We start from the raw sequence: 12,202 nt of genomic DNA, 5'->3' as shown, positions 1-12,202 counted from the left end.
TTCTCAGCTACTTTCTATCTTATTATTCAAATTATAATTTCCTAATATATAAAAAAAGCTCCCTTTTGGGAGCTTTTATAATTTTATATAACTATTTAACATCAGCAGTCATTAATACTTCTGCGTTTTCGTTAGGGTCTGGTTGATACTCTAAACTGCAACCAATTTTAAGGTCTTTGTCAATATAGTCAAAGTTGTTTTTCAATTCTTTTACAACTTCTTTTGCAATATTGTTGAACTCTTCTTTAGTCATGTTTTTATTATCAACATTAAATATAATGTCAACACCTTTTGCATATGGTGCTACCATGATATTAGTTATTCCTTCACCACTGTATAAATCTAACATGCTCTTTTCAAATGAAGCATATTCACTTTCTTCTACGTAAGCTTCATCTTCATTTTCTCCAGTTTCTCCAACTTCCCCAGTTTCTTCTTGAACCTGTTCTTGAGTTTGTTCTACCTCTTCTTTTTCATTTTGTGATGCTCCAGCTTCAGTTGTTTGTTCAACTTGTTGTGGTGCAGCTTCATTCTTTGCTTCTTTTGTCTCATTATTACATGAAGCTAAAAGAAGTGTTAGAACCGATAAAATTGCTAAATACTTTTTCATTTAATACACTCCTTCTGAAATTAATCTTGTAATTATTATAATATAGTTTAATTTTAAATACAACTTAATTGTAAAAAAAATATGATTTTTCATATATACAAAGCATAATCAGTACATTGTGTGATATAATCTATATAAGAAGACAAGGGGGGAGGATTTTTATGGGTTTAAAAGTTATAAAAGACCTGGTTCACGGATATATCTATATAGATGATGAGATACAAAAATGTATTGATTCACCTAATTTTCAACGACTTAGAAGAATAAAACAGCTTACATGCAATCTGCTTTTTCCCTCTGTAAATCACACAAGATATGAACATTCACTGGGAGTAATGAAGCTTGCATGTGATTTTTTTGATACTTTATCACCTATGTTTAAAGAGAGAGGTAAAAAGGAGAATGAATTGGCAAGTTTACGTAATCATCTACGTTTTGCAGCTCTTCTTCATGATGTTGGTCATCCACCATTTTCTCATTTAGGAGAGAAGTTTTTAGACAAATCTGAAATATATGGTGAAATCAATAGAGAAAGATATGAAGATGCCAATCTAAAAGAAGCCTTTTTTAAACATGGAGAAATACAGGGAAGTCCTCATGAAGTGATGTCGTGTTACTGTATTCTTACAAAGTTTGCAAAGCTTCTGCCAAATGGAATTGACCCGCTTTTTATATGTAGAATGATTATAGGTAATCAATATTCAGAGCAGGATAAATGGGCTGAAAATATCTGTATTAGAATATTAAATGCTCAATCAATTGACGTAGATAAATTGGACTATCTTATGAGAGACAATCATATGACTGGAAAGATAGCCCCTTTCATGGATATAGAAAGACTTCTAGCATCTCTTGATATAGATAAAGATAATACTCTATGCTTTGTAGCTAAAGCACTACCAGCTGTACAATCAGTTGTTGATTCAAGAGACTCACTATATCTGTGGGTATATCATCACCACATCTCTGTCTATACAGATTATCTTCTTGGTGAGATGATAAACTATTCAATTGAACATAACCTCATTAAAAAAGATGATTTCTTTTCTCCTGAGGCAATTGCATGTAATTTGATGTGTGATGACGATGTATATTCATTTTTAAGAAATATATATGTAACTGAAAAAAGAAAAACTACACATGAATATCTAAAGATATTAAGCACTCAATTTTTCGAAAGAGATTTCTTAAAAAGTCTATGGAAGACTATATATGAGTATCACGATATGGAACAACAGTGGATAGATAGTAACTACATCCCTGATAATGATACCTTAAATCTTCTTTTAAAAGATGAGGATAAGATGAAAAAACTTACCTCTATGATACAAAAAGATATAGGTGTAAAAGAGGGAGAGGTGTTTTTAGTAAGTCAGCACCATAAATTCTATCACTCTGTTGAAAAAACTCCTATAGAGATAGTTTTAAAAGGTCAGAAACGACAATTAAATGAGCTTCTGCCGCAAAAAGATTTCAGTAAGTTTCACAATTTAAGTTTCTTCTTCTACGTAAGAGGAGACAAGAAAGATGAAGCTTATAAGAGCTTTTTAAGACACCTGAAAGAGATAATTTAATGAAAAGTGCTGTTGCAAATATGTAAAAATAAAATTCACGTGCATTAGAAATTCTTTCGAAATTTATGAAGCGAAACAGAATACTGAAAATTCGACTGTTTGAACAAAGTGAGTTTCGGATTTTCTTTCTGTGAGCAAAATAAATAGAAAGAATTGATAGCTAAGAGAATTTTATTTTTATAGTATTGGAAATGCAACAGCCTTTTTTGGTGAATAAAAAAGCCCTCTTACCAATTAGGTGGTAAAAGGGCTATAAATTAATCTTCTTGTGGTTCAGGTGTTCCTTTTATTTTTCTCTCAACTGCTCTTATAAATCTAGGAACAGGCCATTCTTTCTCATCATCTACTTTATCATGTCTTGTGTAGATTCTTTGTAGTTCTTCCTGATATTGTTTTGCTTCATCACCATAAGCAGATATAGGTTTTACAGGATATTTTTTCAAATTAGGATAATTTGCATCAAGTATTCTGTTCCACTCATCTATCTGATCCTTATGTAGTGAAAGGAATAGATCTATATCTCCAGAGAATTTAATAGTTTTTATAACGTCTCCAAGTTCAAGTTTTTTAATCTTAGAGAAGTCAGAATCACTTATATATTCACCAAATATTGTATGTCTACCATTTAGCCATTCAGCTGGATATAGAGTTATAAAATATTGTGATCCTCCAGTACCAGGTCCTGCATTAGCCATAGCTAACATTCCTTGTTGGAAGAAATCCAGCCATTCAACAGTTTCATCTGGAATAAAGTATCCAGGTCCACCTGTTCCTGTATTAGTAGGGTCACCAGTTTGTACTACGAAGTTTTCAATAGCACGGTGAATTTTTGTATTATCATAAAATCCTCTTTTTGCCAAGTTAATGAAGTTTGCAACAGTTAATGGAGCTGCTTCTGGATATAGATAAAAGTTGATATCTCCTTGAGTAGTTACTAATGTTGCTCTGATATCGTTGTATTTTGCATCAGTCTCCCCTAACTTATTTTTTAGACTAGAACAAGCAATAATTGACATAGATATAGCAAGTATCATCAATAGTTTAAATATTCTTTTCATTATTTACGTCCTCCCAAAATATTATATTCTTGTCAAATAAATTATACTATATATTCTCCCAATTGCCAAATTTTATTTGATTAAATATTTTTGTAATCTCTTTGTTGAAAGTGTCAGTATAATTGATATTCCAATAAGTAAAACTGATAATGCATTTATAACAGGTGAAACTCCAAGTCTTATCATTGAGTAAATTCTAAGTGGCAATGTAGATGAACCAGGTCCTGCTACAAAGAATGTAGTTACAAAGTCATCAAATGACAGTGTCACAGATATTAAAAATCCAGATATAATTCCTGGAAATATACTTGGAATAACCACTTTTGTAAGTGTCTGCCACTCTGTTGCACCAAGGTCGTAAGCTGCCTCTACAATAGAGTAGTCAAATTCCTCAAGTCTTGAAAGTATTATAAATAATACAAAGGGAATATTAAATGTTGTATGAGCTATAAATATTGTTGTAAATCCAAGTTCAAGTTTTATAGTTGCAAATAGTATAAGTAGTGATACCCCTAAAATAATTTCAGGTATAACTAAAGGGATATATGTTAAAACCTGAAGATATTTCTTATACTTATATTCATGCCATCTAAGGCTTATTGCTCCTAAAGTCCCAATTGCTGTTGAAATAATTCCAGATACTGCAGCTATTCCAACACTATATCTAAATGCTTTCCATATATTGTCTGAATATAGGAAAAGTTCCTTGTACCATTTAAGTGAAAATCCTTTCCATACCATTGATTTACCCTCATTAAATGAGAATACTATAAGAATAAGCAATGGAATATAGAAAAACAGCATAGACAGTATAAAGAAAAATAACGATGTTCTTCTCTTAGTCATTATCTACCACCACCTTGTTTTTTCTCTCTCTTGTAGTGAGTTTCATAAAGATAACCACAGCTATTGAAGTAACAATAATCAAGGCTGTAGATATTGTAGATGCCAAAGGCCAGTTTCTTGTAACTGTAAGGTGTTGAGCAATAATGTTACCTAACATTGTTGCCTGAGTACCACCAACCAACTTTGGTACAGCATAAGAACCTAAAGCTGGTATAAATGTAAATAGAACTGCTGTTATAATTCCAGGTTTGATATTTGGCATAAATACTTTAAAAAATGCCTGACTATTTGTAGCTCCAAGGTCTCTTGCAGCTTCAAGTAGTGAAAAATCAAACTTTTCTATTACAGCATATAGAGGAAGTATTGCAAAAGGCAAACTCGTATATACAGTAATTAGAATAACAGCACTTGTATTGTATAAAAGCTTTAATGGCTCATGAATAATTCCAAATTTCATAAGCATGTTATTTAAAAGTCCATTTGTTCCAAGTACTGCCATCCATGCATAAATTCTTATTAGGAAGTTTGTCCAGAATGGTATTATTATCAAAAACAAAAGTTCTTTTTTATACTTTGAACGTGCTATAAAATATGCAGTTGGAAGAGATAGGAGTACAGTAAATATTGTTACAAATATTGATATGTACACTGTCTTCCAGAGTATAGTTAAAAATACTTTATCAGTAAATACTGAAAATGCTGCAAAGGATAGTTCAAGTTCAACTCCACCATAAGTTCCTTTTTTAAGGAATGAGTAGCTGAAAACTATCAACATAGGTATGACGAAAAACACAATTAACCAAAGAGTTATTGGCAGTGCATACCATTTACCTGAATCAGTTTTTTTCATCTGATATCACCTCTACAAGGAATCCATCATCTGCGTCCCAAGCTATATATGCATCTTCGTCCCACCATACTACATCTTCATCGTTGTCATCAAAGTACACAGCATGTTGCTTGAACACTTTAAATGGCAATTCTTTATTATTATTTAAAAATACGAAATACTTACTTTGGAATCCTGAATAGATAACCTCATTTACATATACTTTTAAAACATTTACCATCTCATTTGCTATTGTTGGCATGTTTTTATATAGTTTTATCTTTTCAGGTCTTATTGATACTTTTACTCTGTCTCCAACCTTTACAGGTTTATCCATTTCAAATACAAGGTCTCCCAACTCATTGTTGTGAAGTCTTGCAAAAGTCCCATTTAATACCTCTGTTACAGTTCCATCAAAGAAGTTGTTCTCTCCAATAAAGTCAGCAACAAATGCGTCTGCTGGAGATTCGTATACCTCAGCTGGAGTACCTATCTGTAATATCTCTCCCTGATTCATTACAGCTATTCTATCTGATATTGATAGAGCTTCCTGCTGGTCATGAGTTATAAATATAAATGTGATTCCAACCTCCTCATGAATAAGGTCAAGCTCAATTAAAAGATTCTGTCTAAGCTTAGCGTCAAGAGCTGATAGAGGCTCATCTAGAAGAAGTACTCCAGGTTTGTTAATCAATGCTCTTGCTATAGATACTCTCTGCTGTTGTCCTCCAGAAAGTTGATTAGGCATCTTGTCTATATGTTCAGATAATCCAACAAGTTTTATGAACTTCTTTACTTCCTCATCAATTATATCTTTGTCAACTTTTTTTAATTTCAAAGGAAATGCCACATTTTCATAAACACTTAAATGTGGGAAAAGAGCATACTTTTGAAATATAGTATTTACGTTTCTCTCATTTGGAGGAAGTTTTGTTATATCCTGATCTCCTAGATATATAACTCCTTCATCTGGGTCTGTAAATCCAGCTATCATTCTAAGCAGTGTTGTTTTTCCACAACCAGAAGGTCCCAAAATAGAAAAAATTTCTCCATCTTTTATGTCCAGATTAATATTTTTTAGTACTTTTACCCCATCAAAACTTTTTACAATGTTTCTAAGGCTAATATCTTTTTCCAATCTAATACCTCCATATATCCTCAAAATTATCTTTTATTTTATTTATTTTTTTTTTACAATCCTGCAAATTATATCACAAATATAATATATTGAATAGCTAATTATTTTATCAATTTAACGCTATCTCCTACTTTAACCTTGCCACCCTTGATCACAATGGTAAAAATCCCTTCTCGAGGCATTATACAGTCTCCTACGGCTTTATAAATGTTACAATGAGAATGACATTCCTTTCCAATCTGAGTTACCTCTAAAATTACCTCATCATTTATCAGTATTTTTTGACCAATTGGAAGTTTTGCACAGTCAATTCCCTCTACTATAAGATTTTCCCCAAAATCTCCATCTATTACATCTCCACCTCTTGCTATAAAATCATCTATCTTCTCTTTTGATAGAAGACTTACCTGTCTATGCCACTTTCCTGCATGGGCATCCCCTTCCATTCCGAAATTCTCTATAAGATTTCTCTCATAAACATTCTTTTTCTGTGTACCTTTTTTTTCACTTATACAAACAGCAGTTATTCTTGCCAATTTATCCACCTACTCCATTCATTGTTCTCTCTTCAAAATCTTTACCATCTTTTTCATTCATCTGATGCTTTGATGGTTTATTGTAAATAGCATTTTCTATTATACTTTTTAACTCTTTTTTTCTATCTTTATCTCTTATAATCTCTTTTAAATTAACTCCATCTTTCCAGTGAAGACAAAGTTTTAAATATCCCTCAGGAGTTATCCTAACTCTATTACAGTACTCACAGAAGTTATGGCTTAAGGGATTTATAAATCCAATACCCCCTTTTCCCTCGTCTGTCTTGTAATACACTGCTGGTCCTGAACCTCGTACCTCATTTACAAATGTAAGAGTTCTGGTTTTTTCAATCTCTTTTTTTATCTCATCATTTGAAATTCCACAGTATTCTTTTCCAACTCCAATAGGCATAAGTTCTATAAATCTCACATCTATAGGATATTTTTCTGTTAGTCTTACAAAATCCATTATTTCATTTTGATTTTTATCTTTTATAATTACAACATTTATTTTAACTCTTTTTATTCCAAGTTCCAATGCTTTATATATTCCAGATAAAACCAAATTCAAATTTCCACCACCTGTAATCTCTTGATACAGGTCAGGTTTTAATGTATCCAGACTCACATTGATACTATTAATGTTTTTTTCCTTTAAAAATTCTATATTTTCCAATAATTTTATTCCATTTGTAGTGATACTTATCTCTTCTATCTTCTCGATATCCCTGATATTTGTAACTATCTCTCTAAAATTATTACGAACCAGTGGCTCTCCACCAGTAATTCTTATTTTTTTAACTCCGAGGTCAGCAAATATCTCTACAATATCTTTTATCTCCTCAGGATTAAGTATCTCCTCTCTTGGCAGAAATTTTATATTTTTATCCCCCATACAGTACACACATCTTAGATTGCATCTATCTGTAATCGACAGTCTTAAATATTCTATATTTCTTCCTAATCTGTCTTTCATTTTTAACCTCTCTCTACCATTATCCTCTACTTTTAATATAACACACTTATAGAAATAATTCTATGTAAAAAGTGAGTTGACTTATCTTCTAAACTGTTTTATCCTAGATATAAAAGGAATAGTAGAAAGGTATAGGATAATGAATATAAATAAAAAATTAGTAATTGTAAGAGGTGGAGGAGATATAGCAAGTGGAACTATCCAGAAACTCTATAGAAGTGGATTTAAAGTTCTTGTACTTGAGATAGCTAAACCTTCATCAATAAGAAGAAAAGTATCATTTGGAGAAGCTGTATATGATGAAGAAATTGAGATAGAGGGTATTAAATCAAGACTCTGCAGTGATCTGTCTCAAATAGAGAAGTGCTGGAATGACAAAGTTATTCCTATAGCAATAGATCCCAAAGGTGAATATATAAAATCTTTACATCCTCAAATAGTAGTAGATGCAATTCTTGCAAAGAAAAATATGGGAACTGATATTGATATGGCACCTATAGTTATAGCTCTTGGACCTGGATTCTCTGCTAAAAAAGATTGCCATGTTGTAGTTGAAACTATGAGAGGGCACAATCTTGGAAGACTTATATTTGAAGGTCCTGCATCTAAGAATACAGGAACTCCAGGGATTATAAAAGGTTATGGAATTGAAAGGGTAATATATAGCAATGCCAAAGGTAAGATAAAAAATATACATCATATAGGTGATATAGTAGAAAAGGACGATATACTTGCATATATTGGGGATACTCCTGTAAAGGCTACAATATCAGGAGTGTTACGTGGAATAATAAGAGATGGATTTGAGGTACCTGATCACTTTAAAATAGCCGATATTGATCCACGTATTGAAGAGCAGAAGAACTGTTTTACAATTTCTGACAAGGCAAGAGCAATTGGTGGGGCTGTTTTAGAAGCTATTTTATATTTATTAAATAAAGGTGAGGAAAGATAATGGAAATAGATATACTTAAAAAAATTGAAGAAAATTTACAAAGTGGAAAAGCATCTGCACTGGTAACTCTAACTGATACAACTGGCTCTACTCCAAGAAAAGCAGGAACAGTAATGGGTGTTTTTGAAGATTCTATAGCTGGCACTATTGGTGGTGGAGCTATTGAAAACAAAGTAATACAGGATGCAAGAGAACTTCTAAAAACGGGAGAGAGTAAAAGCTTTGAATACTCTTTAACAACTGTTGATGAATTAAAGATGAATTGTGGTGGAACTGTACGTGGATATATTAAAATTTTCAAGCCATCTTCAAAACTTATAATATGCGGTGCAGGACATGTGGGACAGAAAATATACCAGATTTCAAAGTTTTTAGAATTTGATACAAAGATTATTGACGACAGAGAAGAATTATTGGCATCTTGTCCAGAGCTGACTTTAGCAAAATTTGAGGATATTTTACCTAAGATGTCCATTGATGAAAACACTTATATCGTAATAGTTACAAGGGGTCATGTCATGGATGAGGCTGTTCTTGAGCTAGTTAGAAATCGTGGTGCTAAATATATTGGTATCATTGGAAGTAGAAAAAAAATAACAAATTTAAAAGAAAACCTTGAAAAAAAGGGAAAAATAGGCGATAATATATTTGCGCCCATTGGTTTAAAAATTTCAAACGGTACACCTGAAGAAATTGCTATTGAGGTTATCGCTGAAATTTTAAAAATCAAAAATGGAGGCGAATTAGTTCACAGAACTATTATAACTAACAAATACATAGGAGGCTAAAAAATGGGTAAAATTATTCACACTGACAAAGCACCTGCTGCTTTAGGACCATATTCACAAGCAATTGAGGCTAATGGAATGTTATTTGTTTCAGGACAAATTCCTTTCATTCCTGCAACTATGACTCTTGTATCAGAAGATGTAAAAGATCAAACTAGACAATCTCTAGAAAATGTAAAAGCTATTGTTGAAGCTGCTGGATATTCAATGAACGACGTTGTAAAAGCTTGCGTTTTCATTAAAGACATGAATGACTTCGGAGCTGTAAATGAAGTTTATAACGAATATTTAGGAAATGTTAAACCTGCAAGAGCATGTGTTGAAGTTGCTAGACTTCCTAAAGACGTAAAAGTTGAAATAGAAGTTATTGCAGTAAAATAATCACATCAGATTAAACACAGCACCTTAAATGCCCTATGACATTTAAGGTGTTTTTAATAAATAAACTAAAAAGGCTTAAAAGGAGTAAATATGAAATTTGTATCATGGAATGTAAATGGACTAAGGGCCTGTGTTAAAAAAGGGTTTTTAGACTATTTTAAAAGCGTAGACGCAGATATCTTCTCAGTTCAGGAAACAAAACTACAGGAAGGTCAAATTGAACTTGATTTAGAAGGTTATAATCAATACTGGAATTATGCTGTTAAGAAAGGTTATTCTGGAGTAGCAGTTTTCACAAAGATAAAACCTATAAATGTCACTTATGGACTTGGAATCGAAGAGCACGATCAAGAGGGAAGAGTTATAACACTTGAATTTGATAAGTTCTATTTTATAAATGTTTATACACCTAACTCTCAAACTAAGCTTGCCAGACTTGATTACAGAATGACTTGGGAAGATGCTTTTAGAGAGTATATAATGGAACTTGATAAGGTAAAACCTGTTATTGTATGTGGTGACTTAAATGTTGCTCACCAGGAGATTGACCTAAAAAATCCTAAAACAAATAGAATGAATGCAGGGTTTTCTGATGAAGAGAGAGCTAAAATGACTGAGCTTTTAAACAGCGGATTTATAGATAGTTTTAGATACTTCTATCCTGATAAGACTGAGATATATTCGTGGTGGTCTTATAGATTTAATGCAAGAGCTAACAATGCAGGGTGGAGAATAGACTATTTTATAGTATCTGAAAAGCTTAAAGATATGCTAGTAGATGCAGAAATTCATACTGAGGTACTAGGTTCAGATCACTGCCCAGTTGTATTAAATATTAACATATAAAAAAAGGAGAGCTTTTAAACTCTCCTTTTCATTTTAACTATTTTTTGTGAAAGTGGCTTTTTTCAATGTCATCATAGTTGCTAACATCGAATTCTTCATCTTGAACTTTCTTTCTGTCATATTTCATTTGTTCAGCAATTATTGAAACATATTTTTTAAGAACTTCTTGTTTTTCAAGTAATAATTTCTTTTGTTCAGCATCTGTTCCAGTTTCAAATTCCTTACTGTTTATAAAGTTATTAAGTCTTTCTAGTCTTGCTACTTCTTGCTCGTATTCCTCATTGATGTATCTAAGATTTTTTTCTATTCCCATATCTTCCTCCTAATATAATAAAGTTATAGATTAAATTTAGCCAGACATAACTTAAACTTTTAGTTATTGCCATATCCAACTTTCTTTCATTATACTATTTTTATCCAGTTTTGACAACCTAATTATTTGAATTTATTATTAATAAAATATATATACATTATAAACCTGTTATAACTATTTTTGCTTTGTCTAGTCTTATTTAACGTTTGTACTATCATACAATTAACTTTACAAAATCAATATTCTTTATATTGCTTATTTTCAGTATATAGAGTATAATAAGTTAACATTTTACTATATATAAAAACAGGAGGTATTATTTAATGAAAAAAACAACATTTATAAAAGGGCTATTACTATCTTCACTACTTTTAGGAGTTAATAGCATTGCTATGGCTGAAACAAAACTGTATCAAGGACTTGGACAAACTTCTAATTTCAGAGTTGGACCTGGTAAAGACAACAAAGGTGTCCCTGTATATTCATTTAACTATGTAACTGCTGCTGGTGTATTTGATGAGGCAGGTAAAATAGTGAACCTCCGTGTAGATGTTCTTGAGGTGGGAACACCAAATGCTAAAGGTAAAACTATGCCTAGATTTTCTGGATGGCCTGGAACATCTCCATATAACTATGTAGATACTAGTACTGGTAAGGTAGATGGAGTAGCTGATAACTCTGTTGAAGCTCTGACTAAAGAGATTGAAAACTGGGAAAGTAAAAGACAAAGAGGAAATACATATGGTATGAATCCTAGGAATGATTGGGATAAACAGATGGATTTCTATGAAAATTATTTTAAAGGTAAGACAATTAAAGAGGTTGAAGAATGGTTTGCTAAAAACGCTTCTGATATAAATGGAAGAGTTTTAAAAGAAAAAGCAACTAAAGAGGAAGATAAAGCAAAATATGCAAAACTTAGTGAGGCTGAAAAGAAAGAACTTGCAGATGTAGTTGCAGGTGCTACTATGAGTATCCAGGACTCACATGGGGATATTTTAGGTGCTATTAAAAATGCCTATAATAACCGTGTAGAATTCACAGTAAAATAATAAAATCCAAATTGAGGCTGTTGCAAATATGTAAAAATTAAAATTTTCGGGCATTAGAAATTCTTGCGTCATTTATGCAGCGAAACAGAATACTGAAAATCCGACTGTTTGACCGAAGTGAGTTTCGGATTTTCTTTCTGTAAGCAAAATAAATAGAAAGAATTGATAGCTAAGAGAATTTTAATTTTAAAATTTAGAAATGCAACAGTCTCTCTTTTTTAGGTATGATATTTTATTAGTATATAAAAAAAGCTGAGTAACATTTTTAAAAAAATGTTTTACTCAGCTCTCTTTTTTGTA

At 31.7% G+C, this 12,202-nt stretch carries 14 protein-coding genes; 6 read left to right on the top strand and 8 right to left on the bottom strand.

Going from position 1 to position 12,202, the window contains the following annotated elements; all coding sequences use genetic code 11:
• Positions 1-91: 91 nt before the first annotated feature.
• Positions 92-610: a hypothetical protein gene (locus tag IX290_RS09780; RefSeq protein WP_211493022.1), complete on the bottom strand. Its 519-nt coding sequence runs from the start codon at positions 608-610 to the stop codon at positions 92-94.
• A 161-nt stretch (positions 611-771) separates the two neighbouring features.
• Between IX290_RS09780 and IX290_RS09775 the strand changes: the two genes are divergently transcribed.
• Entirely contained in the window at positions 772-2,184 is a 1,413-nt protein-coding gene (locus IX290_RS09775) for an HD domain-containing protein (RefSeq protein WP_211493021.1), read from the top strand.
• 257 nt (positions 2,185-2,441) lie between these two features.
• On the opposite strand, the gene IX290_RS09770 is transcribed toward IX290_RS09775, so the two are convergent.
• The 6 genes from IX290_RS09770 to moaA form a co-directional block, all read right to left on the bottom strand.
• Positions 2,442-3,242 carry a peptidylprolyl isomerase gene (locus IX290_RS09770; RefSeq protein ID WP_211493020.1) on the bottom strand — a complete coding sequence of 267 codons (801 nt, stop codon included), beginning with the start codon at positions 3,240-3,242 and terminating at the stop codon, positions 2,442-2,444.
• 72 nt (positions 3,243-3,314) lie between these two features.
• Positions 3,315-4,088: an ABC transporter permease gene (locus IX290_RS09765; protein ID WP_211493019.1), complete on the bottom strand. Its 774-nt coding sequence runs from the start codon at positions 4,086-4,088 to the stop codon at positions 3,315-3,317.
• Positions 4,081-4,938: an ABC transporter permease gene (locus IX290_RS09760; RefSeq protein ID WP_211493018.1), complete on the bottom strand. Its 858-nt coding sequence runs from the start codon at positions 4,936-4,938 to the stop codon at positions 4,081-4,083. Before IX290_RS09760 ends, IX290_RS09765 begins: the two co-directional genes overlap by 8 nt.
• Entirely contained in the window at positions 4,925-6,055 is a 1,131-nt protein-coding gene (locus IX290_RS09755) for an ABC transporter ATP-binding protein (protein WP_211493017.1), read from the bottom strand. The genes IX290_RS09760 and IX290_RS09755 overlap by 14 nt, the downstream gene beginning before the upstream one ends.
• 101 nt (positions 6,056-6,156) lie before the next feature.
• The gene (locus IX290_RS09750; RefSeq protein ID WP_349290759.1) at positions 6,157-6,600 is read right to left on the bottom strand and encodes an MOSC domain-containing protein; all 444 of its coding nucleotides are present in this window, start codon (positions 6,598-6,600) and stop codon (positions 6,157-6,159) included.
• Positions 6,593-7,567: a GTP 3',8-cyclase MoaA gene (moaA, locus tag IX290_RS09745; RefSeq protein WP_211493015.1), complete on the bottom strand. Its 975-nt coding sequence runs from the start codon at positions 7,565-7,567 to the stop codon at positions 6,593-6,595. The genes IX290_RS09750 and moaA overlap by 8 nt, the downstream gene beginning before the upstream one ends.
• Positions 7,568-7,706: 139 nt before the next feature.
• Here moaA and yqeB point away from each other — a divergent pair, with 139 nt between their 5' ends.
• The 4 genes from yqeB (at position 7,707) to IX290_RS09725 (ending at position 10,537) form a co-directional block, all read left to right on the top strand.
• Positions 7,707-8,522, top strand: a complete 816-nt coding sequence (gene yqeB, locus IX290_RS09740; protein ID WP_211493014.1) for a selenium-dependent molybdenum cofactor biosynthesis protein YqeB — start codon at positions 7,707-7,709, stop codon at positions 8,520-8,522.
• Positions 8,522-9,310 (top strand): XdhC/CoxI family protein, encoded by a 789-nt coding sequence (locus IX290_RS09735; RefSeq protein WP_211493013.1) that lies wholly within the window; start codon positions 8,522-8,524, stop codon positions 9,308-9,310. The genes yqeB and IX290_RS09735 overlap by 1 nt, the downstream gene beginning before the upstream one ends.
• Before the next feature lie 3 nt (positions 9,311-9,313).
• The gene (locus tag IX290_RS09730; protein WP_211493012.1) at positions 9,314-9,691 is read left to right on the top strand and encodes a RidA family protein; all 378 of its coding nucleotides are present in this window, start codon (positions 9,314-9,316) and stop codon (positions 9,689-9,691) included.
• Between the two features lie 90 nt (positions 9,692-9,781).
• A complete protein-coding gene (locus IX290_RS09725; protein WP_211493011.1) occupies positions 9,782-10,537 on the top strand; it encodes an exodeoxyribonuclease III in 756 nt (251 codons plus the stop codon).
• Between the two features lie 37 nt (positions 10,538-10,574).
• Here the strand turns inward: IX290_RS09725 and IX290_RS09720 are convergent, their stop codons facing one another.
• Positions 10,575-10,850, bottom strand: a complete 276-nt coding sequence (locus tag IX290_RS09720; RefSeq protein ID WP_211493010.1) for a hypothetical protein — start codon at positions 10,848-10,850, stop codon at positions 10,575-10,577.
• Between the two features lie 323 nt (positions 10,851-11,173).
• Here IX290_RS09720 and IX290_RS09715 point away from each other — a divergent pair, with 323 nt between their 5' ends.
• On the top strand, positions 11,174-11,902 hold the full coding sequence (locus tag IX290_RS09715) for an FMN-binding protein (protein WP_211493009.1): 729 nt from the start codon (positions 11,174-11,176) through the stop codon (positions 11,900-11,902).
• Positions 11,903-12,202 lie beyond the last annotated feature (300 nt).

The organism is Fusobacterium sp. DD2, assembly GCF_018205345.1.
Taxonomy (GTDB): domain Bacteria; phylum Fusobacteriota; class Fusobacteriia; order Fusobacteriales; family Fusobacteriaceae; genus Fusobacterium_A.
Note: the sequence above shows the minus strand (reverse complement) of the source record. Positions and strands in the feature narration are given on the sequence as shown.